The sequence below is a fragment of the Roseateles depolymerans genome (assembly GCF_003387155.1).
In the GTDB taxonomy this organism is placed as follows: Bacteria; Pseudomonadota; Gammaproteobacteria; order Burkholderiales; family Burkholderiaceae_C; genus Roseateles; species Roseateles depolymerans.
This window is the reverse complement of the sequence record NZ_QUMT01000003.1, coordinates 526211-552309: the sequence shown is the minus strand read 5'-3', so window position 1 is coordinate 552309 and position 26099 is coordinate 526211. Positions and strand designations below refer to the sequence as shown.

The window sequence follows — 26099 nt, the reverse complement described above, 5'->3', positions numbered from 1 at the left end:
CCGCCCCTCGCCCCAAAGACGCGGGCGGCACGCTGTCCATCTTCATTCTGGCCATGGCGGCCTTCATCGTTGTCACGACCGAATTCCTGATCGTGGGCCTGTTGCCTGCGATGGCGAGAGACCTCTCCATTTCAATCTCGCAGGCCGGCTTGCTGGTGACACTGTTCGCCTTCACGGTGATGTGTTTTGGACCGATGCTGACGGCGGGCTTGGCCCATCTGGAACGCAAGCGTCTGTTCGTGATCATCTTGCTGGTGTTTGCAGGCTCGAATGCCCTGGCCGCGGTCGCGCCCAATCTATGGGTCCTCGGTCTTGCCCGATTCCTGCCCGCACTGGCGCTTCCCGTGTTCTGGGGCACGGCGAGCGAGACGGCCACCCAACTGGCTGGTCCGGAGCGCGCCGGTCAGGCGGTGTCGTCGGTCTACCTGGGTATTTCGGCGGCCATGCTGTTTGGCATTCCATTAGGGACGCTGGCGTCTGAAGCGCTGGGCTGGCGCGGCGCCTTTTGGCTGCTGGCCGCGATATCGCTGCTGATTGCCATGATGCTGCAGTTCGGCATGCCAGCGGTGCGTTCGCCGCAGCGTCTGCGGATGGGCGAGCAGTTGCGGATCCTGAGGGATCCGGCGTTCCTGGCCAACCTTGCGCTGTCCGTGCTGGTGTTCACCGCGATGTTCACTGCCTACACCTACCTCGCGGACACCCTGGAGAAGGCCGCAGGCGTGCCCAAGGCGCAAGTGGGATGGTGGCTGATGGGCTTTGGCGCAGTGGGCCTGGCGGGCAATTTCCTGGGCGGCCGATGGGTGGACCGACACCCGCTGGGTGTGACCGCGCTGTTCTGCGTGCTGTTGGCCGTTGGCATGGCCGCCAGCATGGCGCTGGTGAATGACCGCATGGGTCTTTCCGTCGCGCTGGCGGTCTGGGGTGTCGCCAATACGGCGCTGTATCCGATCTGTCAGGTGCGAGTGATGAAAGCCGCTTCGAAGGCCAAGGCGCTGGCAGGGACCTTGAACGTGTCGGCTGCGAATGCGGGCATTGGATTGGGCGCCGTGGTGGGTGGGCTTGCCGTTGCAGCATGGGGGCCCAGCAGTGCAGGGTATGTGGCCGCCGCTCTGGCGCTGGTGGCTGCGTTGGGCGCTGGGGTCGTGCGATGGGGTCATCCGTCGGAGCGCCTGGAGGGCTGAAGGGTTCCCAGAAGGCTCACAAGGCCTCAGGCACATCGTAGATGCGCGTCACATCAATGCCGATATCAGCACCCGACTTGATGAGGCTCGTTTGACCGTCAGGCAAGGTACTCTGCTTGGGTTCATCACCGCATTGAGTTCGGCGCTTATAGAGGTTGGCTCGCTATCGTCGGGCGCTGCGTGGTGGGTGGCGCTGGCGCGGTCCTGCTTGACTGGGAGCCGATTCCGGCAGTCGTCGGTATCTGTCGGATTGGCCAGTCTGGCGTCCATCCGGCCACGCCTTCGGAACACGCCTCCTCAAGGCTGAACGCTTTCGTTGTGCCGCTCCCAATGAATCGCCGCAAACAGCGCGTTCATGAAAACACGCACTCCCTCCGAAGTCTCCGCCCCCACGATGCCGCCAAACGGCAGCGACGCCAAGTCGTAATCCGGTTTCGGGTCAAAGCCCTCGCTCTCGGCACGCTCATACCATCGCACCACACGCGGATCGACTCTCAGCGCATCCACCGCCCTGGACGCTCTCCATCGTCCCTGCCCATAAAGGTGGCCGGGGACGACATACCAGCCGTAGTAGTGCCCCCGTCGCTGCAAACCAGAAAGATCGGCCGAGCAGTCGCCCACCAGCAGCTCCAGCTCCAGCCTCTGGAAGTTCGCATCCCAGGCCAGTGAAGTCGCCTGAGGCACGCCTGCACCACCCGATCGATTGCCAATCTCCAGGAACACCAGCCCGCGATCCGATTCAATCCCCTCCAAATGAAAGGCGCCAGACCGGATCTGTACCGCGTCAATGACCCGCTGCACCCAGCGGCGCACGCCGGCATCCAGATCGAATTGATAGGACCCAAGCGGCACGTTCTCGTTGTAGCGCTGGCACGTGCCGATGTAGCGGCTGCCAAGGACCGCCTGCACCTGCCCATCCCGGACCAATCCGTCCAGATGAATGATGGCCCCGGTCACGAACTCTTCAAGCTCGTAGCGTTTTGGCAGGGCCGGCGTCTCGTCCAGCGCTGGAATGCCAGTGCGACGTTCTGCCAAGGCCTGCAGACATTGCTGCGCGGTGGGATAGATCACCACGTCTTCGCTGCCAGCCCCATGCGTGGGTTTGAGCACCGTCTTGCCGGTCCAAGTCAGTTCAGCACCGGCCTCCAATGAGGACACGGCCACAAAGCGCGGTGCGTCCAGCCCCGCCGCCGCAACCGCCTGCTTCATGGCCACTTTGTCCCGCACCAGCCGGGCCTGCGCATAACCAGGACCGGACACGCCCAGCGTATCCCGCACCTTGGCCGCTTCCAGCAATTCGGATTCGGACAAAGAGATCACGCGATCAAACCCCGTCTCTCCCCGCAGCGCCGCCATCACGGCGTCGTGGACGTTGTCGCCCAGGTCCTCGCGCGCCAGTTTGCGACAACGCAGGCCCTCCGGGATGTCCCGCAGTCGGTCCGCCGTGCCTACATACACGACATCGTGTGCATCGTGATCGATGCCGTTGCCGTAGACGATCTTGGGGTAGACAATCCTGTGAAGAATCAGAACTTTCACGCAAACCTCTTGGAAGACGAAGGAGGCGGCTCCGGTGGCTCGACGGAGGCTTTCGCCGGACCTCCAGCAAGCTCATTCACTGCCGGCATCCGCAAAGCCAAAATCAGCTGAAGCACTGCCACCACGGCCAGCAGAGAGAACATGGTCAGGAACTGCGACTGCAGCACCTCAGCCGCTGCGGTCTCACTGTTGGCCAGAAGTCCCCCACAGAGCGCCACGCCAATCGACTGGCCCAGCATGCGGGAGAGATAAAACGCGGACGTGGCACTGCCGCGTATACGGTCTGCCACCATCGATTGCAGCGACACGGAAAACACCACGCTGCACCCACCCAGCCCGATTCCCAGCAGCCCGGACACCAGGAGCAAGGGCCAGGTGCCCTGAGACCACGCCACAACGCCGCACAGGCCCGCAGCCCCGGCGACAACGACCCCGCTGGCCGCAACGGCCAAGCTCCGGTAATGGCGGGACTTCATCAGCATTCCCAACCCGATACTGCTCAGCGTCCATGAGAAGGTGAGGACGGCCACGGTCGTGCTGATCACCAAGGTGTCCGCGCGCAGCACGGTGGCCGCAAAGCTGGGGATGTACACGGTCATGCCCATGGCAATGGCCCCGCACAAAAAGGCCGAGGCGGACGCCAGCGGCACCACGCGCGTGTGCATCAGATCCTTGGGGAAGACGCCCGCTGCCCCGCTGCGTTGTGACACCCAGAGCAGCAGGGCGCCAATCGCCGCGCCCGCGGTGCACAGCCCCCATTGCAATGGCGTCAAGGCCTTGTTGTGCACCAGGGCCACCATGATCGAAAGCAGTGCCGCGCACAGGCCCAGGGACGGCAGAACGGCCGGCTTCTGCCCGTCTTCGATAACGGGGCGGCCACGATAGAACAGGCACAGCAAGACGGTGGAGGCGACGACGACGGGCAGGTTGATCCAGAAAATGAATCGCCAATCCAGCAGCTCCATGATGAGCGACCCCACGATCGGCCCAGAGATCGCCGCCAAGCCCCACACCGCACTGACCAGCGCCTGATACCTGCCGCGCTTGTCCTGCGGAATGATGTCATTGAGCGCGGCCGTGCCCACGGTGATGAGCCCGCCCGCGCCCACGCCCTGCAACGCCCGAAACAGCACCAGCGACGTCATGTCCTGCGCCAGGCCGCAGGCCAGCGTGCCGGCGAAGAACAGCGCCGCAGCCACCACGTACACCTTCACGCGGCCCCGCCGGTCCGAAGCACTGCCGAAGACCGGCATGGTCACGACCTGGGCAATCAGGTAGGCACTGAACACCCAGCTGAGGTCGGAGAGTCCACCAAAGCCTTTGATGACCGTGGGAATGGCAGCCGTCACCACCGTCGTTTCCAGGGCAATGGCGTAGGAGCACAGCAAGATCGCCACCAGGACGATGAAGTGAGGTCCCCGTGATGCGGACGCGGCAAGCCCGGCGTTCGTGGGGGGCGATGAAGAGAAGGTCATTCAGGTTTCGCGAGGGGCAGGTGGAAATACCCCAACACGCACTGTAGTGCTGCCGCGTCGTCCTCCAGAGGTGACAAGGCTTACACCTTGCGCTCCCTCCATTCTTGTGAGCCCCTGCATGACGATAGATTCATTGCGTTTGACCTGACCGACCTGATTGATTCCGCCAACCTATCAGTTCTGTCTGCCGTTCCGAGGCCAAGAAATGATCAATTGGGTGGAATTGACCTCCGGCCTTGCGCATTCGAAGCAACCGGCCACACACATCAGCCGGTCTCAACGATTCTTCGGTGCACCCAAAAACAGTTTCAAGGCCAGGGCACATTCACAAGCCCCGGCACCGTTCATAGCATCAGGTCCACACCTTCTCCCCTGTGGACCCATGTCAAACCGACGAGATTTCATGAAGACCGGCGCTGCTGCGAGCGCCATGGCCGCCGTCAGTTCAAGCCTTCCGACGGCAGTGATTGCAGCGCCTGCAACGCCCGCCGTCCACGCGATTCACGCAACCACCGCAGCAGGGGAACCACCCGCCCCAGGCACTGCGCCCGCCGCCACCCCCTCAGCCATCGCGGCCACCAGCCGTCACCACCCGCTGCCTGCTCCGCCTTTCTGGCCCAATGGCCACCGCCTTGTCATCTCCATCTCCCTTCAATTCGAAGCCGGGGGGCAACCCGCCGACGCCGAAGGCCCGTTCCCCCCGCTGGACCAGCAGTTCCCCGACACCATCGTGCCCAGCTGGTACCGCTATGGCCTGCTGGAGGGCATTCCTCGTCTGCTGACTCTCTTTGATAAGCACGGCATCCAGGTCACCTCGCACATGGTGGCCAAGGCCGTGCAGGCCCACCCCGAACTGGCGGCGGAGATCGTTCGTCGCGGTCACGAGGCCTCCGGGCACGGCCTGGAGTGGGCCCCGCAATACAGCCTGTCTCCGGCCGAGGAGCGCCGCCATTACCAGCAGGCCTCGGACATCATCGAACGTGCGACCGGTCAGCGGCCCATTGGCTTCAATGCCTTCTGGATGCGGCATTCACGGGAGACCCTCAACATCCTGCAAGACCTGGGCTTCCTCTATCACATCGACGATCTGTCGCGCGACGAGCCTTCGATCACGCCGGTGCGTGGCAAGCCCTTCGTGGTGGTGCCTTACACACTGCGCAACAACGACATCGGGCGCATTGCAGGGTCCACCGCCATGACGGGCGCCGCCTTGCTGCAGGAGCTCAAGGATGAATTCGATGTGCTGTATGAAGAGGGCGTGCATCGACGCCGAATGATGTCGCTTTCCGCTCACGACCGTATCGCTGGCACGCCCACCGTCGTGCGTGCGCTGGACCAGTTCATCACCTACGCCAAATCCAAGCCCGGCGTGGCATTCATGCGCAAAGACGACATCGCGCGCTGGGCACTGTCCCGTCCGGACACGCCCCACAACCCGCCCCGAGTCTTCGATGGTGCGTGAAGTGCAATTCCACTGCGTCTTTGCCCCTGCCGGTGGCGTATCGAGGCGACACGCCAGCGCGCACAACTCCCCCTGACTGGACCTGGTTCATGATCCTTCTCGACCGAGGCTTGCGAGGCCTCTCGCTGCTCGCCGGCGCACTGTTGGTGCTGCTTTCCGTACGGGTGTTTTCAGACCACACCATGGCGCGGATCACCGTGAGCGCACTCAGCGTCTGTCTCGTGCTTCTGACATGCGCGCTGATCGAATCCTTGCGGCGCCCGGACCATCCCTTCCTGCTGATCGCCGCAATGCTCTGCACTCTGGTGATTGGCCGGCTGTTCTCGACCCTGCATCTGGTGCCGCCCGACGCTTCGCTCATCACGGCCGATCCGCTGTCGATCGCCGAGACTGGTCCTGGCGTTCCGTCGGTCACAGCGGTCAGTGTTGCGCTGTTCCTGATGCTTACGGCGCGGCTGCTTCGGCTCGCCCAGCACGACAGTCGCGCCCCAGGCGGCCGCAGTGCCGAGCAATGGGGACTGACCGCGCTGCGCATCTACGTGGGACTGATGTTCGTGCCGCACTTCGCCGGTCATCTCTTTGGCGGCCCGATGGCGTTTCAGGTGTTTGTCACCTACTTCGGCAGCATCGGGCTTCCGCAGCCTGCGGCGTTTGTGGTGCTGGCGGGCCTGATCGAACTGGCCGTCACGGTGGGCCTGGCATTCGGTTTCATGACGCGCCTGGCGGCGGTTGGTGCGGCCGTCTACCTGCTGGTGTCAGTGGGCCTGGGTGGGCACTTCAGCGTCGGCTATATCTGGGTGCTGCCCACGGGCGGCTGGGAGTTTCCCGCGCTGTGGGCTTTTGCGGTCTCGGTGTTCGCCTTTACCGGAGGCGGATCCGTCTCCGTGGATGCGACCCTGAGGCAGCGGCCCTCGAAGCTTCGCCAACTCTTTGTCTGAGCGGCCAGGGGCCAAGGCGGGTGGCACCTACGCGGGTGCCACCACGCCTGATGAGGGCGGAGCCCCCATCCAGTCGTCTCATCAGAACTTGAAGTTCCCGTCCGACCGCGCCTGCGAGCCGCTGGCGCAGCTGGTGAACTCTCGGTTCCCGCTGCTGGTGGTCTGATTGCTCTCCCACACCGCGTTCGATCCATTCCACTTCACATACTTGTACTGGATCGCCGTGCCTGCAGGCAGCGTGACGGTGCCACTCCAAGGCACATTGGCGCCGGACCCCTGGATCGTCAGTGCAAAGCCGGAGGCCGGCGCCCAGGCGCCCAGCCCGCTCACACTGCCCACCACCCGCAGGTTCTGGCCCACCACCGTGTTGGCATTGGCAATGGTGAAGGTCACGGCGCAGGTGCCGGTGCCACCCCCGCCACCACCCGTCACCTTCTGCCCCGTGTAGATCGCCACGGCAGGCGTGCTGCCGCTGTTGTTGGCCGGCACGGTGAAGCTGGCGTTGCCGCTGGCATCCACGGTCACCGAGTCCGCCGTGCAGGCCGTGCCTGCGGCGTTCTTCGTGCCATTGATGACATTGCAATAGGTGCCTGCGGCCAGTCCAGTCGCGAAGCTTCGCGTCCACGCGCTGCCGCTGTTGTTCAAGGCCACGAAGCCGACATTGCCGCGGCTGAACGCCACCTGGTTGCCGTTGTTGCCCACGATCCAGTTCTGCTGCGGCTGCCCGATGCTGGCATTGCGAAAGCCCACCATGTTGGCCAGCGGTGTCCAGCGGTGCGCGAAGTCCCACACCACGTTGATCTGCGGCACGCCGCCGCTGTATGGGCTGGTGGTGGGGCGGTCGGCGTCGGTGTTGCTGAACTTGAAGCCGGAATAAAGCTGCGCCTCCGCATAGCCCTGCGCCAGCATGAAGATGTTGGCCAGCGTGTAGCGCTGATTGGCGGCGTCATTGCCGGCCGCATTGTTGATGTTCAGCGAACTGCCATTGCGCTCGGTGTCCCAATTGGTGATGAACACGGTGGCGTTCTGCGGCTGGATGAAGCCCCAGCTGCCGCCCCAATTGCCCCAGGTGCCCATGATGCCGGGGATGCTGGAAAGGCTGTTGCCGTTGTTGCCCCGGAACACGTCGCGCATGGCGTAGGTGAACTGGAATTCATTGATGGTGCCGATGGGGAAATAGCTGGGCCGATCCACCTCGCCGTCGTTGATGATTTCCTGCGTCAGCCAGATGTTCTCGCCTTGCAGCGTCTTGGGGTAGGCCGTCTTCACGGCGCTCATGATCGATGTCCACGCACTGGCCGGCATGTGCTTGGCCGCGTCAATCCGAAAGCCGTCGATGCCCAGTGCCAGCAGCGACTTCAAATAGTTGACGATCTGGCCCTGCACATAGCTGCTCTCGGTCGCCAGGTCGGGAAGTCCACCGAGCCGGCAGTTCTGCACATTGCTGCGGCCGGCCGGGGAGTTGTAGTCGGCGTCATTGATGACGCAATTGGCGTGGAAGTCGTTGGCGCTGAAGAAGGGGTAGGTCAGCGTCGCGGCATTCCAGGTGGAGCCGTCGGTGGCGGTGCCACTGCCGTCGGCCATCTGGTTGACGACGATGTCGGCATAGACCCGAACGCCGGCCGCATGGCAGGCGCTGATCATGCTTTGGAGCTGCGCCGGCGTGCCCATGCGGCTGGTGAGGTTGGCGTAGTTCACCGGCTGGTAGACGCCCCACCAGCCATTGGCATTCTTGGAGGCGCCGGGCGGCGAGATCTGCACGCCCCCGAAGCCCTTGGGTCCGAGCCATTGGGTGCATTCGGTGGCGATGTCGGGCCAGGCCCATTCGAACATCTGCACCGACGTCGAATTCGGGTTGAGCGCCTGCGCCGGGCTGGCAAAGACGGTCAGGGCAGCGCTGGCGGTGACCGTCAGGGCGTGAGCGAGCCTGCGGCTCAAAAAGGGCAGCTGGGGCATGTTGTCTCCGGTGTTGATCGACCGCCACCCTCGTTGCGGGGCGGCTGGATTCGGCCACGCCTCAAGACGCCATGGCCGTCTTTCCGGAATCGGAAAGTGCTCCAACTCTAGTCAGGCTTGTGAAGATCGCTCGTAGGAAAACTACTAATCCGCGCCTTATGCCCATGAAGCGGTCAGGGGATGGATGGCGTACGCGGTGTAGTTTTGTTACCCGTCCCACATTGGCATCGACGCGGGAGCGGCGCAGATGATCAGCGCTCCTCGCGCATGACTTCCGCCAGCAGGTCCACAAAGCACCTCACCTTCTGCGGAATGAATCGGGCTGCTGGATACACCGCCTGGATCTCCAGACTCGGCGTCTGCCAGTCTTCCAGCACACGCACCAAGGCTCCGCTCGCGAGCTTGGACGCAAAGACAAAATCCGGTCCGTAGGCCACACCAGCACCGGCGGCAGCAACTTCTGCCAGCAACTGCACATTGTTCGCGCAGACCGCGCTGGGTCCGCTCACCGCATGCAGGGTGCCCTGTGCGTCCCACAAGCTCCAGTCATGCGGCGACACGCTCTGGCTGAAGGCCAGTCTGGGGAGGCTGTTCAGCGCTGAGGGATGCTGTGGCATGCCATGCGTCGCAATGAAAGCAGGGGAGGCACAGAACACCAATCGGCAGCTCCCGAGCTTGCGGATCACCAGATTGGGATCCGCGAGGCGTCCGATGCGAATCGCCACATCAATCTCCTGGGACAGCAGGTCGATGTAGCGGTCATCCAGGCACACATCCACCTGCGCTGCAGGATGGGCCATTGCAAAGCGGGCGATGACTTCGCCGAGTCGCGCCACAGCGAATTCCGTGGGGGCGGCCACGCGCAAGCGGCCGGTGACCTGCTGCTGACCATCGCCGGCTTCACGCTTGGCTTCATCGAACTCCGCCAGGATGCGTCGGCATCGCGGCAAAAAGGCATGACCAGCGTCCGTCAGCGAGAGCCTGCGAGTGGTCCTTTGCAGCAGTCGCACGCCGAGTTGACTCTCCAAGGCGCTTACATGCTTTCCAGCCACCGCCGGTGTCAGTCCGAATCTGCGACCGGCAGCCGCCAGACTGCCTTCCTCCACGGCTGCCGTGAAGAGAGAAAAGCTCAGAAATCTGTCCATGATTCGATCCGAATGAGAGCGACTGTCGATGGGGATCGAAGGATTATCAAAGGTTTTGGAGGGAGTGAAGATTGCCGTCACTCAACCGAAAGGAGATTGCAAATGTTCATTCAATCCAACGGCATCCGCGTGCATGTGAAGCAGGCCGGCGATGGGGACCGGACCCTCGTTTTCCTGCACTACTACGGGGGATCGTCCCGCACCTGGCAGCGGGTGATCGACACACTGTCCTCCCAATTCCGCACTGTCGCCACTGACCATCGTGGGTGGGGCCAATCGGAGGCGCCGCAAGAGGGTTACCGCATCGAGGACATGGCCAATGATGCTCAGGGCGTGATCGAGGCGCTGGGGCTTCAGCGATATGTCCTCGTGGGCCATTCCATGGGGGGCAAGACCGCTCAATTGCTGGCATCCCGGCAACTGCCAGGGCTCGAAGGCGTGGTGTTGGTCGCGCCGTCGCCGCCGTCTCCGATGCGCCTGTCCGAGCAGGAGCGGACGGTGATGGCTGGGGCCTACGACACACCCGCGTCCGTTGAATGGGTGGTGGACCATGTGCTGACCGCAACGCCTTTGGCGCCAGAGCTCAAGGCGCAGGTCATCGAGGACAGCCTGGCGGGTTCTGCCCAGGCCAAGCGCGCCTGGCCCGAGGTGGGCATGGCCGAGGACATCACTGCCGCTGTGGGACATATCCGGGTGCCGGTGCTGGTGCTGTCGGGAGACGGCGACAAGGTCGATCGCACCGACACCTTGCGTGAGGAACTGCTGCCCCGCATTCCCGGTGCACGGCTGCAGGTCTTGGCCGGTCCGGGGCACTTGTTGCCGCTCGAGGCACCCAAGCAGGTGGCTGCTGCCATCGAAGGCTTTGTCCGCGAGCTGGATGCGCGGGGACAGCGCAGCGAACGCAAGGAGACTGACGCAGCGCGCTCGTCATGAAGCAGGACCTGGGCGGCGCCGATGAAGGGGCCGCCCAGGCAGCCCCTGACCGACGCACACCACCCTTGCTCAGGGCGCTGTGCCAGGCGTCGCAGCCGGCTCCCAGCGCTCTCGCTCCAGTCTCCAGAACAGCGAGACGCGCAGCCCCTTGCCCCCGAGTCCCGGCGACATGCGGACCTGTCCCTCGAGTTGCCGTGCCGCTGCCATCACGATGGAAAGACCCAGCCCGGAGCCGGGGGAGGCGGTGGTGGCAGCGCTGCCCCGCCAGAAGCGTTCGAACACCTTGCCATGCTCGTCCTCTGCCAGGCCCGGCCCGTCGTCACTGACACTGATGCCGCACCAATCCTCCTCGCCCAACTCCAGGACGGCTTCAACCTGGCCGCCCGGCCGGCCATACCGGATGGCGTTGCTGACGAGGTTGTGAACGACCGTTTCCACGCCGTGTTCCGGCACCCACGCGATCAGGCTGTCGCAGCCCAGATAGCTCAGCTCAATGCCGCGCCGCGCCGCTTCCGTGGCCTGAAGCGCCAGACAGTCCCGCATCAGATTGGCCAGGTCCACCCGGGTCCGGCGCGAACCATCGCCGGCTTCCAGCCGGGCCAGCACCAGCAGTTGATTGACCAGTCGGGCGGACCGGTTCACGCCCAGCCCGAGCCGTTTCAAGGCCTCATCCCACTGGGGCCCTGAGGGGGAATGCCTGAGCGTGTCGTACTGCGCAGAGATCACGGCCAGCGGCGTACGCAGTTCATGGGCCGCATCGGCCAGGAAAGCACGCTCCCGGTTGAGCAACTCGGACAGCCGCGCGAGTGTGCCGTTCAAAGCGTCCGCCATCGGCATCAGCTCCCGATGGGGCGGGTCCAACTGTACGGGTGCAAGATCGCCGGCCTGCCGTGCAGACAGGCTTTCAGAGAGGCGCCGCAGCGGCGCCAGCCCGGTCCACACCGCCAGCCAGATCGGCAGAAACAACAAGGGGATGCACGCCAGCAGTTGAAGCAGCGCCGTGGTGTTGAAGATGCCAGCGCTCAGCAATTTCCACCGCATCTCCCGCGTCTGCGCGACGATGATCATTCGCTCCCCGCCCAGAGACACCTCGCGAAGGAGCCGCCACCGCTGGCCCTGCACGTCCGCGTTGACAAAGCCGGCGCCCACGACGTCTTTGAAGTCCGGCAGCACGACGCCCCCTCGCGCGATGAGTTGATCGGCTGCATCCCTGACCTCGAAGCCATACGGCGCCCCATCGACACCCGCCAGCTTCCCGTCTTGCACCAGCTTCAGTCGCACACTTTCCAGTGCGGAGGACAGCGACAACCCCGGTGTCTGGATGACGCTGTCGATCACATTGGACATGGAGCGCATCTCGCGGTCGTAATCGCCTGAGTCCGACCAGGTGGCAGCGCTGGAAGAAATGGCGACCACCACGAGCCATACCAGGGCATAGGCGCCCAGCAGGGACAACAGTTGCCGCCTTGCGATCGACGGATGCGTCAGCCAGCGTTTCATCATTCGACCACGCTGTAGCCCACGCCTCGCGTGGTGAGGATGCGGCTCTCGCCCAGCTTGCGGCGCAGATTCGCGATATGCCATTCCAGGGCCCCGAAATCCATGGGCTCGGCCAGCGGCGACAGTGCCTGCGCCAGCCGGTGCTTGGCCACGACCTCACCCGGGCGCCGGGCCAGTTCCGCCAGCACCAGGAATTCCTTGGGCGACAGCGGCACCAGCCGGTCCTCCAGCATGACCTCGCGCCGGGCCGTATCGATGCGCAAAGCGCCGAGCGACCAGACGGCCGTGGCATAGCCGCCCGCGCGGCGGGTCACCGCCCGGATGCGAGAGGCCAGCTCCTCGGCGGCCACGGGCTTGACCACATAGTCGTCGGCGCCCGCATCGAGGCCGGCCACACGCGTTTCCAGCGCATCGCGAGCGGTCAGCACGATGACGGGCAAGGTCAGATGGGCTTGACGCCATTGCTTCAACAGCCGAAGCCCGTCGCCATCCGGCAGGCCCAGGTCCAAGAGCGCGCAGGCAAACCGACCCGCATCCTCGCCAGCCGTCATCGCCAAGGCCGGCTTGACGCCTCGCACCCATTCGCTGGTGAACCCAGCGGCCGACAGTGCGCGCTGAACGTCGGCGCCCAGGTCCAGATCATCTTCAACAAGCAGCAGGTGCACGGTTAGCTCGTGGGGGACTTGAAAAACGCCAGTCTAGTGAACTCAAACCGAGGGCTTGCCCAGGATGTTTTCGGTGCGCTCCGAACGACCCGTCGCGTGAGGCCCTGGGCATTTCCTCGGTCATGGCTTTGAAGAATGCGATCGGCGCGTGCAAGTCTTGGCAGGGCCGCCGCGTCTGATCTTCCACTTTTCTGATTCAACCATGCGCCCACTTCGACAGTTTCGCCTCACCTTGACCCTGGCCCTGGTGGCCTACGGCTGTGCCGCCTTCGCCCAGGATGCGAGGGTTCCCCTGGGCCTGAGCGGCCAGGCGGGGATTGCCGCCGTGCAGACGCCCACCTACCTGGGCAGCCCTAACCGTGTGACGGTACCGGCTCTGGATCTGTCCCTGAGCTATCGCACGCGGGATTGGGGACACGTGGACCTGGACGGTCGCTCCGGCCTGAGCTGGAGCGCGGAGGCCGGCCCATTCTGGGGAGGCGTCCTGCTGAACGTCGACCCGGGCCGCAAAGAGCGCCGCCCCAGTGGCAGCTATCCAGTGCCCGGCGATGCACGCTTGAAAGGCATGGGCGAGATCCGCAGCAGTGCGCAGGTCGGTGCGATGGCCGGCTACGGGCCGATTGGCATCCTGGTGTTGAAGTCGGTGGGCAGCCGCGGGAGCGAAGGCGCTCAGTGGAGCCTGCTGGCGCGGCATGCCGTGCCTGTGGGGGATCGCCTCTCGCTGTCGGTGGACGGCAGCGTGACCTGGGCCGATCGTCGTCAGATGCAGGCCTATTTCGGGGTCAGTCCGACCCAGTCCGCCGCCAGTGGCTTTACGGTCTTTACTCCAAAAGCGGGTCTGGAAAAGGCGGATCTGTCTCTGGGGGCCGACTACAAGATCACCGGGCCCTGGAGCCTGAACGCCAACATTGGCGTCACGCGGCTGTTGGGCGATGCGCGCCGCAGCCCCATCGTGAGTCGGCCCACCGCAGTGACGGCTGGGGTGGGCGTGGCCTATCGCTTCTGAACCGAGCCGAGTCCGCGGAGAACCCGCGTTCGGACTTTGTCAGGCTGGCTGCAGTTGCGGCCACTGACCGCAGCTAAGCTCGGCTTATCGAAATCTTTATGCCCTGGCAGCCTCGACCGTGTCTTTCCGATTGCTCCCCGACCAACTGCTTGACTACGACGGTGAGGCGGCCTTCGCCGACGTGTTGACGACCTGGCTGAGGTCCCACACGTCAGCGGTGGATCCGCTGAAGTCAGTGAACATTCGATCGATCAAGTCGATCCCTCAGCTGTCTGACGATGAGAGCTGGTTGCTTTACGAGGCTCACCGCGTGCTCGAGTTGCTGGTGCTTCGATTCCAAAGCGGCAATGCCGACGGCAGTGAATGGCCTGGCCCCGCCATCACGAAGGAGGAATTCGCCCAGTTCGCGCAGAGCATCGGGCTGACGGTCATGCGTCCCTTGGCATGGTCCCCGTTCCATCATGAGATCACGACATTGACCACAGTGCCTGATCCCAAGGCCGCGCCTGAGGTCCTGCACGAACACTGGCCCTGTCTGATGCTAGGGTCCATGCTCTTCATGCGGGCAGGGGTGGCTGTTGCAGCAGGCGCCCACACCTTGGCTCCGGACATCGCATCGACCTCCAGGCTTTATTGGGCCCACCGCAGGAAGACACGCCCGCATTCCGATCTGGCGCACGGATGGGGCGCCAATTCCTCTTGGCGAACCCGTTTCCGGCGCGACTATTTCATTGATGGCACCTTCCATTTCAACGTGGAGGGCGATTGCGATCTCTCCGCGCTCCCAGCAGGCGAGATCAACGAGGACGGATTGACGGCGCTCGAGCGCCAGGAGCTCGTCATCCACCGTTGTTTCGTGACGTGCAAAAAAGACGATGCGGACCTGTTCCCTTATGGGGACCGGTATTCCATCAAAGCTCGTTGAATGGGGCTCCCGTCCCACTTGAATGCCTTGAGCCGCTGGACCCAGCTGAGCGGCGGGTGCCGCCTGAGTCTTCTCGCGCGTTCATCGCTTGCGCGATCCTTCCCAAAGCCCTGATCGACGCCTCCACCCGCGGATGGTCCGGATGCCCGAAGTTGATCCGAAGGTGATGCCGGAACCGATGGTCCGCGGAGAACAGGTGCCCCGGCGCGATGCTGATGTCCTCCGAAAGCGCCGCCTGGTGCAGCGCCAGCGCATCGATCTCGGCCGGCAGCTCCACCCAGACGAAATAGCCGCCTTCGGGCTGCGTCGCGCGGGTGCCGGCGGGGAAGTGCCTGGCAATGGCCTGCAGCACCTGCTGCCGATGCTGGGCCAGGGTCTGCCGCAGTTGCCGCAGGTGCCGGTCGTAACCGCCCCGCTGCAGGTATTCGCTCAGACCTTCCTGGATCGGCACCGGCGTGGCCAGCGTGCTCATCAGCTTGCGGCGCGCGACCGCCTCCGCGAAGCGGCCCGCCGCCGTCCAGCCGAGCCGATAGCCCGGCGCCAGGGACTTGGAGAAGGAGCTGCAGTGCAGCACCAGCCCGGTCTTGTCCCAGGCCTTGGCAGGGCGGGGCCGGCGGCTGAAGTACAGCTCGCCATACACGTCGTCCTCGATCAGCGGCACCTGATGCCGCGCCAGCAGCGCCACCAGACGCGCCTTGGCCTCATCCGGCATCAGGCTGCCGAGCGGGTTCTGGAAGTTGGGCATCAGCCAGCAGGCCTTGACCGGATGCTTCTCCAGCACACTGGCCAAGGCGTCGACATCCAATCCGGTGCGGGGATGGGTCGCCACTTCGACCGCCTTCAATCCGCGCCGCTCCAGCGCCTGCAGGGCGCCGTAGAACGTCGGTGATTCGATGGCAACGAGATCACCGGGCTGGGTGACCACTTCCAGGCACAGGTTCAAAGCCTCCATCGCGCCGTTGGTGATGACCACCTCATCAGCATCAACCCGGCAGCCGGAGGTCAGATAACGAAGGCCCAACTGGCGTCGCAGTTCCGCACTGCCGGGGGAGAGGTCCTCCACCGTGCGCCATGGGTCCAGGCGTCGCGCGGCCTTGCCCATGGCCAGGGCCAGCCGGGGCAGGGGGAACAGCATCGGGCTGGGAAAGGCGGAGCCCAGCGGAGTCAGCGCGCGGTTGCGGGCCAGGCCCAGCACCTGGAAGACCAGCTCGGACACCTCCACCTGCCGCTCGCGCATCTCCGGCACCGACGCGGACGGCTCCGGTTGCGAGGCCACTGCATGGCGGACGAAGTAGCCCGAGCGCGGGCGCGCTTCAATCAGCCCGCGCGCTTCCAGCAGGTAATACGCCTCGAAGACCGTGGACGGACTGATGCCGCGATCCCGGCTGGACTCACGCACCGACGGCAGCCGATCCCCGGCGCGCAGTTGCCCGGACGCGATCGATTCGGCGAGTTCCTCGGCCAAGGCTTCATAGCGCTTCATGCGGGGTCCGACGTGATGGGGACGACTGTGCTTGCCGACAGTCCGTTGGGGGAGGGGGCGTCTGATCCGGGATTTTCGCGCGAAACTGCTTCTGTACTTCCTGGCCCCAATGCCGCAGAGTCTTGCCCATGTCCTGGATGCCTTCCTTGGTCCGTCGTGCCGCTGCGCTGATGGTCTGTGCAGCCGCCTTGCAGGTGTCGGCACAGACATCGGCACGGACATCGGCGCCGACATCTGCCCCGCCATCTACCCCGACATCCGCGCCGACAGCGACACAGCCAGCCGCCCAGACGGCGACCCCTGCGTCGTCGCCGCTACCCCGTGAAGCCATGGCCGAGCGCATGAAGGCTTGCGCCATGTGCCATGGCCGGGAAGGGCGCGCAACGAGTGCGGGCTACTTCCCGCGCATTGCCGGCAAGCCTGCGGGCTACCTCTTCAACCAGCTCCAGAATTTCCGCGAAGGCCGTCGCCGCAATACCGCGATGAATCATCTGATGCAGTACATGTCGGACGATTACCTGCGAGAGATGGCCGCCTACTTTTCCAGCCTGGACCTGCCGTATCCGCCCGCGCGGCCCAGCGGCCTCACCGCCGAGGAGACCCGGCTCGCCGAAACCCTGGTCTATCGGGGCGCACCGCAGCGCCAACTGCCCGCGTGTGTGTCCTGCCATGGCGCCGACATGACCGGCAAGCTTCCGGCGATGCCCGGCCTGCTGACCTTGCCGGCGGACTATCTGATCGGGCAACTGGGGGCCTGGCAGACCGGGTCACGCCACGCCCGGGCACCGGACTGCATGGCCACAGTGGCCCAGCGCCTGACGGCAGATGAGGTCAGCGTGCTGGCCCGATGGTTGTCCTCGCAGGCGGTGCCGGCGAATCCCCATCCGGCACCGGCAGGCGCGCAGCCGTTGCCCATCACCTGCGGGAGTGGCGGGCCATGAGCGCCTGGCGAAATCCATGGGCCTGGGCCGGCACCTTGCTGCTGGCGGGCGCGGTGGCGTCGGTCAGCGTTTACTGGCTCAACGTGCGCGGGGAAGCATTCGAGGCGCCCGAGGCGTCCGAGAAGCCTGACGCAGCCGCGGTGCCCGGTGGGGCTGCAGTGAAAGGCTCGTCCGGTGGACCGATGTCGACCAGCGCCGTGTCCGCGCCATCGGCGCAGCAGATCGAGCGCGGCGCCTATCTGTCCCGCGCGGGTAACTGCATGGGCTGCCACACGCCTCAAGGCGGCAGCCCCTTTGCCGGAGGTCGGCGCATCGACACACCGTTTGGCGTGGTGCTCGCCCCCAACATCACACCCGATGACACCACCGGCATCGGTCGATGGACGGCGTCTGATTTCTGGCGGGCCTTGCATCATGGCCGTTCCAAGGATGGACGCTTCCTCAATCCCGCCTTCCCGTATCCCAGCTTCACGTGGGTGACGCGGGAGGACTCGGACGCGCTGTGGGCCTATCTGCGTTCGGTGCCTGCCGTGCAGCGACCCAATGAACCGCATGAACTGCGTTTTCCGTATGGGACGCAGGCGGCCGTGGCGGTGTGGCGTGCACTGAACTTTCAACCGGCGACGTTTCAGGCCGACCCTCAGCAGACGCAGGACTGGAATCGAGGCCGCTATCTGGTGAAGGGTCTGGGCCATTGCGCCGCGTGTCACTCCGAGCGCAATGCTCTGGGCGGCATCCGCAGCGATGGCGAATGGTCCGGCGGCCTGATGCCGGATGGCGCGTGGTATGCGCCGTCGCTGGCCGATCCGCATGAAGCAGGCATCCAGCATCTGTCGCGCGCCCAGGTGGTGAGCCTGCTGCAGCAGGGCGTGACGCAGGGCTCGTCGGTATCCGGCCCGATGGCCGACGTCGTTTTTTCCAGTACGCAGTACATGACCGCGGCAGACCTGGGCGCCATGGCGGACTACCTGGCGACGGTGCCCGTGCGCGCATCAAGGGCCGGGTCTGCAACCCGGGCCAAGAGCGACACCCAAGGCACCTCCGCCGGGCAGGGCTTCAAACGCGCCACCCCGGAAGTGCTGCAGCGCGGCGGCAAGCTCTATGGCGAGCACTGCGCCAGTTGCCACGGGGCGTCCGGCGAAGGCGTTGCGGGGCAATACCCGGCCCTGGCCGGCAACCGCGCCGTCACGCTGGGGGTGATCAACAACCTCGTGCAGATGATCCGCCATGGAGGCTTTGCGCCGGCCACCTTGGGCAACCCGCGCCCCTTCGGCATGCCGCCGTTTGCGCAGGCGCTGAATGAGCAGCAGATCGCGGACGTCGCAACCTATCTGCGGCAGTCGTGGGGCAATGAGGCCGAGCCCGTGTCTTCGCTCGACGTGCTGCAAGTGCACTGACACACCGCGCATTGACGTTGGCTGTACGGCTGCGATTTAACGTGCGTTATCGAACGCTTCGAGGGAATGCCTGTCGAACTCGACCATTGAGGCCGGATTCACCACGGCGGTGCGCGAGCAGGAAGTCACGCACACTCGTATCGAGACGTTTCATTTGACCGAACCGGCACCGATGATGGGAGGTTGGGATGCGTTTCGGCGCATTCACGACCATCAAAAAGAGGTGACATGCGTTTGGAGAAGACTGCCACCCGGAAATTCGCTCGTTGCGGACAGTCGGGGGTTGGGGGCATCGTGCTGGCGGTCTCGCTCACGTGCTGCGCCCTGAGCGCCACGGCGCAGGATGCCTTGCTGGACCAGGCTGCGGCCTTGCTGTCGCGTCAGGAGGCCGCTGCCGCCTATGCGTTGCTGGCGCCTTCGGAGACCCAGCGCGCGGGTGACCCCCGCTTCGACTATCTGCTGGGCATTGCCGCGCTGGACGCCGGCCATGTGACCCGCGCCCTCTTCGCGCTGGAGCGGGTGGTGGCGCGTCGTCCGGACGACCGTCTCGCACGTGCGGAGCTGGGCCGGGCCTATCTCGCCGCGGGGGAGTCCGGCCGGGCGCGCGAGCAACTGGACCAGGCCCGCGCCGGCGACACACCGCCCGAGGCCGCCGCCGCCATCGACCGCGTGCTGGGCGTCATGGACCAGGTCGTGCCACGGCGCGGTGCACGCGCGTCCGCTTATCTGGAAGTCGGCGCCGGCTGGGACAGCAACGTCAACAGCGCCACCCATCAAGGCGAATTCGCCATCCCGGCCTTTGGCGGCATCCTGTTCCAGACCTCCGAAGACAGTCGCCGCCAGAGTGCGCTGGTGGGGCAGGCGGCGGGCGGCGGACTGGTGGAATGGCCGCTGTCCCGCACCTGGAGTCTGATCGGGGCGGCCAATGTGCGACGGACCGTCAACCGTGACGTCCACGCGCTCGACACCGTGCTGGTCGATACCACCGCCGGTGTGCGCCATACCGCGGGCGCGCACAGTCAGACGGTGGCGCTGCAAGGCGGCAATGCCTGGGTGGGGTCCGAGCGCTACCGCGATGTCGGCGGCGTCACGGCCCAGTGGCAGACGCAATTCAATGAAACGCTGCAGGGCAGTGTGTTTGGTCAATGGTCGCGTCAGAACTTCCCCGGTGAAATCGGTCGCGACAACGACCGGGCCGTGCTCGGCCTTGGCGCGGCGCGCAGCTTCGAGCGGGGCGTGACGCTGGCTTACGGCAGTCTCTATCTCGTTCGTGAGCGCACCGATGCGGCCTTCGCCGCCTTTGGCCATCGGGGGCAGGGGCTGCGTCTCGGGCTGGAGCGTCGCCTGCGCGGCGACCTGGTGCTGCTGGGAGAAGCGCAGTACGAGGGCCGCCGTTACGGCGGCGAGGAACCCTTCTTCAACACGAGCCGACGTGATCGGCTGACGGAGCTCTCCGTCGGTCTGCGCCATGCCGTCAGCCCTCGCTGGGAACTGACGGGCCAGCTGCGCTACACGCGCGCCGGTTCCAACGTCGTGCTCTACGACTACGTCCGCAACACCGTCCAGGTCACCCTGCACAGGAATTTCCCATGACCCGTCAACTCCCGCGCGCTGCACACGATGGCGCCCCTGCGACGACGATGCCGGCCCTGCGCCGCCTGGTGGCCATGGCCGCGCTGTGCGTGGTGTCGGGCTTGAGCTGGGCGGCGCCGTCCGCCACGGTGCTGTTTGCCAGCGGCGACGTGCGGGTGGTGTCGGCCCAGGGCCAGGTGCGCGAGGTGGCCCAAGGCGCGCAGATCGAATCGGGCGAAACGGTGCAGACCGGACGGGGGCGCGTTCAGTTGCGCATGGTCGATGGCGCGATGATGTCGCTGAGCGAGCAGACCACGCTGCGGCTGGACGACTACCGCGTGGCGCCTACGCCGGGTGGCGAGGAGCGCGGCTTCATGAGCCTGGTGCGCGGCGCGCTGCGCACGATCAGCGGCAGCATCGGCCATCCGCGCGCCGAGGACTACCGGCTCGACACGCCGTCCGGCACGATCGGCATTCGAGGCACTGAATACACCGCGGCCATTGGCGCGGCGGGCGAGCTGGATGTGGGCGTCATCGGCGGCCGGGTGGCCGTCTGCAATGACGGCGGCTGTGTCGATGTGCCCAAGGGGTTTGGCGCTCAGACGCCCAGCCGTGCGGTGAAACCGGCGGTGGCGGCCCGGCCGCTGGTGATGCTGCAACCGGCCAATGCCAAGACAGTGGCCGTGGCAGACAAGGCCGAGGAGGCGTCTCGCGAATCCACCGGCGAATCCGCCGGCAGACCCACCGGCGAATTGGGCAACGAAGCAGCCAACCCGGCTCCGACGGTGGCTGCGCCCAGTACAGCGTCCACAGACGCACCGGTGGTTGCCGCAGTGGTTGCCGCGGATGTGCCCGCCACGCCCACAAAGCCCTCATCGGGGGAGCAGGTGGCCCAGTATCTGGTCGCGGCGCTTGCACCGCCTCCCACGTCCGCCCCCGCGCCGGCCCCGGCCGCGCCGTCCGACGCGGACACCCTGCCAAGCCTTCCCGGCTCGACCACGGTCGCCACTGCGCCCGCCCCCGCCAGCAGCGGAAAGACAGCACCGATCGTGGTGGTGAGTCCCCCTGGGGTGCCGCCGTCGACGGGGCCCGCTCCCGTGCCGTCCCCGACGCCAGCGCCGGCCCCAGGCTCCGGGGCAGCGCCTGCACCGGCCCCTGGCGCGTCTCCCGCACCGTCACCATCGCCCACGCCGGCGCCTGCGCCCGGTGCTTCGCCCGCGCCTTCCCCATCGCCTCTGCCATCCCCGCCCCCAGCGCCCAAGCCTCCCACGCCAGCACCCGGACCCGGACCTCTGCCCGGCCCGGGCCCGACCGTCGCGCTCCCCAGCGGCAAGCTGACGGTGGGCCTGGTCTGGAGCAACAAGGACGGTGAAGCCGCCTCCGGCGTGACTGAAGGCATTGCCACCTTCAACCCTCAACAGGGCATGACCGATCTCGACAATCCCTCGACCGGCAAGGCGATGCTGGAGAAAGGCAAGCCTGTCGATGCGGCCTCGAACGGCGTCATCGGCTGGGGCCGCTGGACGGATGGCGACAGCAAGGTCAAAGGCACCTCCAACGGCAAGGGCGTTGGCAACGGCAAGATCACCACGCTGCATTACTTCGCGCTGGCCGAGACCCCCACGGGCCCGGTCTCGGGCACCTTCCGCTCATTCGCCTCCACCGCGCCCACCGTGCAGTCCGACGGCAAGCTGGTGGCCGTTGGCGCCGTCAACGGCGCGACCGGCTCCTTCACCGCTTCCCTGCAACTGCAGCTGGGCGGCAATGCCAGCTATTCACTCACCGTGCCGGTCGCGGGGCAGACCTTCTCGCTGGTCGGCGTGGCCACGCAGACCTCGGCCTCGGGCTTCTCCGGCGTGTCGCTGATCTCCAGCACCGGCAGCGGCTGCGTCGGCGGCTGTACCGGCAGCCTGGGCAACAACGTGTCGGTGATGGGGCAACTGGCGGGGGCCTCGGGCACGCAGGCCGGCGTTCTCTATGGCTTCGACACCCGGATCGGCAATGTGTCCGGCGTGATCGTCTTCAAGCGCTGAATTGATGAGCTCTTCCGACTTCCGCCCGTCGCCCCGCTCCGTGGACGCGGTCAGGCTCAAGGGCCTGATCGAGACCTGCATCATGATGTCCATGAGCCGGGACCGGCCCGCCTTGCTGCAGCAACTGCTCGGTGAAGGCCGCCGGCTGCTGCATTGCGACGGTGCGACCATGTACATGGTGACGGACCAGCAGACGCTGCGCTTTGAACTCCGCACCCGCAGCGACCCCTTGCCGTCGCAGCAGATCCCGCTCTACAACGAGCACACGGGTCGCCCGAACGAGAACTTCGTGTCGGTCTACACCGTGCTGCACAACCGCTCGGTGCTGATCGACGATGTGTACGCCAAGTCGCGCTTCGACCTGACGGGTACCCGTGCCTTCGATGTGGCCACCGGCTACCGCACCGTGTCGATGCTGACGGTGCCGATCGCGCCGCGAGGCGGTGCGCCCATCGGCGTGCTGCAGTTCATGAATGCGCTCGATCCGACCACTGGCGCCATCGTGCCCTTCGACCCGGAGACGGTGGGGCTGGTGGAGGCCATGGCCGCACAAGCCGCCGTCGCTCTGGACAACCTGGCGCTGGTGGAATCGCAGAAAGAGCTGATGGGCAGCCTGATCCGCGTGCTGGCCAATGCCATCGACGCCAAGAGCCCCTACACCGGCCGCCACTGCGAACGGGTGCCGGAGCTGGCGATGATGCTGGCCCGCGCCGCCAGCGACAGCTCCGAAGGACCGCTCAAGCATTTTGCGTTCCGGTCGGAAGAGGAGTGGGAGGAGTTCCGCATCGGCGCCTGGCTGCACGACTGCGGCAAGGTCACGACGCCGGAGTATGTGATCGACAAGGCGACCAAGCTCGAGACCATCCACAACCGCATCCACGAGGTGCGGATGCGCTTCGAGGTGATGCGCCGGGACCTGGAGATCCAGGCCTTGCAGCAGCGCCTGGCGGGCCACTGGGACGATGCGGCCCAGGCCGCTCATGATGCGGCGCTCGCCCGGCTGGATGAGGACTTTGCCTTTGTCGCGAAATCCAATGTCGGCACCGAGACCATGGATGACGAGGCGGTCGAGCGGCTGCACCGCATCGGCGAGCAGCGCTGGATGCGCCACTTCGACGACCGGCTGGGCCTGTCCGCCGCGGAGCTGGCCAGCCGGGCCCACGAGCCCGCCGCGTCGCTGCCGTGCAGCGAGCCTTTGCTGTCCGACCGTCCCCGCGACCTGGTGCCGCGGCCGCCGGAGGACCGGCCCGATCCGGCCTACGGTTTCAAGATGAAGGTGCCCGAGCACCTCTACAACCGCGGTGAGCTGCACAACCTGGGCGTGCGCAGCGGCACGCTGACGCCGGAGGAGCGCTACAAGATCAACGAGCACATGGTGCACACGGTGACCATGCTGGAGCAGATGCCCTTCCCCAAGCATTTGCGACGTGTGCCGGAGTACGCCGGCACCCATCACGAGCGGATGGACGGCAAGGGTTATCCACGGCAGCTGGGCCCGGATCGCCTCTCGGTGCCCAGCCGCATCATGGCGGTGGCCGATATCTTCGAGGCGCTGACGGCATCGGACCGTCCGTACAAGAAGCCCAAGAAGCTGTCGGAGGCGCTGGCCGTGCTGCAGCGCATGGCCGGCCCGCATGTGGACCCGGACATCTTCAACCTGTTCCTGTCCTCGGGCGTCTACCTGGACTTCGCGCGCAAGCATCTGCATCCCTCGCAGATCGACGTGCAGGACGCCACGCCGTTCTACGCCAACGGCGCTCAGGCCTGAGATGAACGGGCGCCTGACGCGCTGGGCCTGGTGGGTCCCGCTTGGCGCCTTGTTACTGGGCCTGGCGCTGGTGATCGCCAGCCCGGTGCCGCTTCGGACCGCGCGCAATGCGGTGTTCGACCAGTTCCAGCGCTGGTTTCCGCGGCCCTATGAGGCGCCCGCGGTCCGCATTGTCGATATCGACGAGGAGAGTCTGCGCCGCGTGGGTCAATGGCCCTGGTCACGCGCGCAGGTGGCGCGGCTGCTGGAAGCGCTGCGTGCGCAGCAGCCGGCCTCGGTCTCCCTGGACATCATGTTCCCGGAAGCGGAGCGCTCGTCGCAGGCGCGGGCCGGCGGCGGTGATGTGGAAGACCCGGACCGGATGCTGGCCGAGGAAGTGCGACGTGGACGGGTGGTGCTGGGTCTGGCGCTGACGGGGTCTGCAGCGCAGGCGGGCCTTGAGACGCAGGCTCATCAGGCGCATCAGGCGAATGAGGCGCTGCAGTCCAAAGCCGGCTTCGTGTTGATGGGCGGAGACGCCATGCCCTCGCTGCCGGCGTTCTCCCGCAGCGTCAGCAACCTGCCCGACCTGCAGGCCGCCGCCAGCGGGCAGGGCGCGATGACCTTCCTGCCGGATGTGGACGGCATCGTGCGCCGTGTGCCACTGCTGTTCAACCTGCAAGGGCGCCCGGTGCCCTCGCTCGCAGCCGAGGCGCTGCGCGTCGCCGCGGGGCAGGGCCACTATCGCATCCATGCGGCTGAAGCAGGCGGGGGCGTGATCGACCTGCAGGTGGGCACGCGGGTGCTGGACACCGACTCGTCCGGCGCGTTGTGGGTGCACTATGGCCGCGCCCAAGCGGGACGCAGCATCCCCGCATGGCAACTGCTTGAGGGCCGGGTGGCCGCAGGCGCGCTACGCGACCAGATCGTGCTGGTGGGCACCTCGGCGCAAGGATTGATGGACCTGCGCTTCAGTCCGCTGGGCGGCGTGATCCCCGGGGTGGAGGTGCATGCGCAGGCCCTGGAGCAGATCGTGTCCGGTCAGCAGCTGTCTCGCCCGGGATGGGCACCGGCGGCGGAGTGGCTGGTGGCGTTGCTCGGCGGGCTGGTGGTGGGAGTCGTGGCGATGAAGGCCCGGCCGGGCCGGTCGAGCCTGGTGCTGCTGGGGCTGGTCGGTGCCATCGCACTGACGGCCTGGGTCTGCTTCCGCTACCAACGGCTGCTGCTGGATCCCGTCCCGCCCTGGCTGGTCATGACTCTGGTCTTCGCGCCCACCACGCTGCTGCGCCACCGCTGGGCGGAGCGCCGCCAGCGCTGGATGCAGGCGACCTTCTCGCGGTACGTCTCGCCCAACCTGATCCGCTATTTGCTGGCCCATCCGCAGGCGCTGGAGCTGGGGGGGCGGCGACAGCGTTGCAGCTTCGTGTTCACCGATCTGCAGGGATTCACCGCGCGCATGGAAGCCATGGATCCCGCGGTGGCCGTGACCGTGCTCAACGACTATCTGAACGGCATGGTGGCGATTGCCTTCCGGCATGACGGGACGCTGGACCGCATCGTCGGGGATGCGGTGGCCATCATGTTCTCCGCGCCGGTCCCGCAGGCGGACCACGAAGCCCGGGCGCTGCGATGTGCGCTGGAGATGCAGGCCTTCGCCCGTGGCTACGTCGATGCGCTGCAGCGGCAGGGCATTGCCTTCTGCGAGACCCGCATCGGCGTTCACAGCGGCGAAGTCACGGTGGGCAACTTCGGCGGGGACACGCTGTTTGACTATCGCGCGCTGGGCGACCCGGTGAATACCGCTGCCCGGCTGGAGGGCGCCAACAAGTTCCTGGGGACGTCCCTGTGCGTGTCCGAGGAGACCTTGCAGGCCTGCCCCGGGGCCGTGGCGCGTCCGATTGGCCGGCTGCGGCTGGCGGGGCGCACGTCCTTCCTGATGGCGTACGAAGGCCTGGGCATGGGCCCGGACGCCGCTCAGGTCGATGCAGACTACGAGCAGGCGTTTGCGTTGATGCGGGACGGCCGCGACGAGGCCTTGCCGGCCTTTGAATCGTTGGCGGCGCAACGCCCGCAGGATGGCCTGGTGGCCTTTCACCGGGATCGTCTGCGAGCGGGCTGCCGCGACGATGCCATCGAGCTGTCGATGAAGTGAGCGAGGGCGGTGCGATCCAGGCGCCTGACGCCGGACCGCACCAGCCCGC

Annotated in this window: 19 protein-coding genes; 12 read left to right on the top strand and 7 right to left on the bottom strand. The window is 66.1% G+C overall.

Annotated features, from left to right (window positions below; all coding sequences use genetic code 11):
* Nucleotides 1-53 precede the first annotated feature (53 nt).
* The gene (locus DES44_RS16255; RefSeq protein WP_375137543.1) at nt 54-1181 is read left to right on the top strand and encodes an MFS transporter; all 1128 of its coding nucleotides are present in this window, start codon (nt 54-56) and stop codon (nt 1179-1181) included.
* Nucleotides 1182-1478: 297 nt separating this feature from the next.
* On the opposite strand, the gene DES44_RS16250 is transcribed toward DES44_RS16255, so the two are convergent.
* Both DES44_RS16250 and DES44_RS16245 read right to left on the bottom strand, forming a co-directional pair.
* Nucleotides 1479-2720 carry an ATP-grasp domain-containing protein gene (locus DES44_RS16250; protein WP_058933707.1) on the bottom strand — a complete coding sequence of 414 codons (1242 nt, stop codon included), beginning with the start codon at nt 2718-2720 and terminating at the stop codon, nt 1479-1481.
* Nucleotides 2717-4195, bottom strand: a complete 1479-nt coding sequence (locus DES44_RS16245; protein ID WP_083525290.1) for an MFS transporter — start codon at nt 4193-4195, stop codon at nt 2717-2719. Before DES44_RS16245 ends, DES44_RS16250 begins: the two co-directional genes overlap by 4 nt.
* Nucleotides 4196-4577: 382 nt before the next feature.
* On the opposite strand from DES44_RS16245, the gene DES44_RS16240 reads away from it, so the two are divergent.
* Complete coding sequence (locus DES44_RS16240) at nt 4578-5657, top strand: polysaccharide deacetylase family protein (RefSeq protein WP_116001668.1); 1080 nt, start codon at nt 4578-4580, stop codon at nt 5655-5657.
* An 89-nt stretch (nt 5658-5746) separates the two neighbouring features.
* Entirely contained in the window at nt 5747-6595 is an 849-nt protein-coding gene (locus tag DES44_RS16235) for a DoxX family protein (protein WP_058933709.1), read from the top strand.
* Nucleotides 6596-6676: 81 nt separating this feature from the next.
* Here the strand turns inward: DES44_RS16235 and DES44_RS16230 are convergent, their stop codons facing one another.
* Together DES44_RS16230 and DES44_RS16225 are read right to left on the bottom strand one after the other, a co-directional pair.
* The gene (locus DES44_RS16230; protein WP_058933710.1) at nt 6677-8551 is read right to left on the bottom strand and encodes a carbohydrate-binding module family 20 domain-containing protein; all 1875 of its coding nucleotides are present in this window, start codon (nt 8549-8551) and stop codon (nt 6677-6679) included.
* Nucleotides 8552-8802: 251 nt separating this feature from the next.
* Complete coding sequence (locus DES44_RS16225; RefSeq protein ID WP_058933711.1) at nt 8803-9696, bottom strand: LysR family transcriptional regulator; 894 nt, start codon at nt 9694-9696, stop codon at nt 8803-8805.
* Nucleotides 9697-9798: 102 nt separating this feature from the next.
* Between DES44_RS16225 and DES44_RS16220 the strand changes: the two genes are divergently transcribed.
* Nucleotides 9799-10629, top strand: coding sequence for an alpha/beta fold hydrolase (locus tag DES44_RS16220; protein WP_058933712.1), 831 nt, complete (start codon nt 9799-9801; stop codon nt 10627-10629).
* Nucleotides 10630-10698: 69 nt separating this feature from the next.
* Here the strand turns inward: DES44_RS16220 and DES44_RS16215 are convergent, their stop codons facing one another.
* Both DES44_RS16215 and DES44_RS16210 read right to left on the bottom strand, forming a co-directional pair.
* Complete coding sequence (locus tag DES44_RS16215) at nt 10699-12132, bottom strand: sensor histidine kinase (protein ID WP_058933713.1); 1434 nt, start codon at nt 12130-12132, stop codon at nt 10699-10701.
* Complete coding sequence (locus DES44_RS16210; RefSeq protein WP_058933714.1) at nt 12129-12794, bottom strand: response regulator; 666 nt, start codon at nt 12792-12794, stop codon at nt 12129-12131. The genes DES44_RS16215 and DES44_RS16210 overlap by 4 nt, the downstream gene beginning before the upstream one ends.
* Nucleotides 12795-12996: 202 nt before the next feature.
* Between DES44_RS16210 and DES44_RS16205 the strand changes: the two genes are divergently transcribed.
* Both DES44_RS16205 and DES44_RS16200 read left to right on the top strand, forming a co-directional pair.
* On the top strand, nt 12997-13800 hold the full coding sequence (locus DES44_RS16205) for a MipA/OmpV family protein (RefSeq protein ID WP_083525293.1): 804 nt from the start codon (nt 12997-12999) through the stop codon (nt 13798-13800).
* Between the two features lie 118 nt (nt 13801-13918).
* Nucleotides 13919-14725 carry a hypothetical protein gene (locus tag DES44_RS16200; RefSeq protein WP_147307113.1) on the top strand — a complete coding sequence of 269 codons (807 nt, stop codon included), beginning with the start codon at nt 13919-13921 and terminating at the stop codon, nt 14723-14725.
* Here the strand turns inward: DES44_RS16200 and DES44_RS16195 are convergent.
* Nucleotides 14712-16208, bottom strand: coding sequence for an aminotransferase-like domain-containing protein (locus DES44_RS16195; RefSeq protein ID WP_058933717.1), 1497 nt, complete (start codon nt 16206-16208; stop codon nt 14712-14714). The genes DES44_RS16200 and DES44_RS16195 overlap by 14 nt on opposite strands.
* 329 nt (nt 16209-16537) lie before the next feature.
* Between DES44_RS16195 and DES44_RS16185 the strand changes: the two genes are divergently transcribed.
* The 6 genes from DES44_RS16185 to DES44_RS16160 all read left to right on the top strand — a co-directional run bounded on the left by DES44_RS16185 (nt 16538) and on the right by DES44_RS16160 (nt 26050).
* A complete protein-coding gene (locus tag DES44_RS16185) occupies nt 16538-17149 on the top strand; it encodes a c-type cytochrome (RefSeq protein ID WP_058933719.1) in 612 nt (203 codons plus the stop codon).
* Complete coding sequence (locus DES44_RS16180; protein ID WP_058933720.1) at nt 17146-18546, top strand: cytochrome c; 1401 nt, start codon at nt 17146-17148, stop codon at nt 18544-18546. The genes DES44_RS16185 and DES44_RS16180 overlap by 4 nt, the downstream gene beginning before the upstream one ends.
* 228 nt (nt 18547-18774) lie before the next feature.
* Nucleotides 18775-20139 (top strand): porin family protein, encoded by a 1365-nt coding sequence (locus tag DES44_RS16175; protein WP_058933721.1) that lies wholly within the window; start codon nt 18775-18777, stop codon nt 20137-20139.
* Nucleotides 20136-22151 (top strand): FecR family protein, encoded by a 2016-nt coding sequence (locus tag DES44_RS16170; protein ID WP_083525294.1) that lies wholly within the window; start codon nt 20136-20138, stop codon nt 22149-22151. The genes DES44_RS16175 and DES44_RS16170 overlap by 4 nt, the downstream gene beginning before the upstream one ends.
* A 4-nt stretch (nt 22152-22155) precedes the next feature.
* Nucleotides 22156-23919 carry an HD domain-containing phosphohydrolase gene (locus tag DES44_RS16165; protein ID WP_058937167.1) on the top strand — a complete coding sequence of 588 codons (1764 nt, stop codon included), beginning with the start codon at nt 22156-22158 and terminating at the stop codon, nt 23917-23919.
* Between the two features lies 1 nt (nt 23920).
* The gene (locus tag DES44_RS16160) at nt 23921-26050 is read left to right on the top strand and encodes a CHASE2 domain-containing protein (RefSeq protein ID WP_058933723.1); all 2130 of its coding nucleotides are present in this window, start codon (nt 23921-23923) and stop codon (nt 26048-26050) included.
* Nucleotides 26051-26099 lie beyond the last annotated feature (49 nt).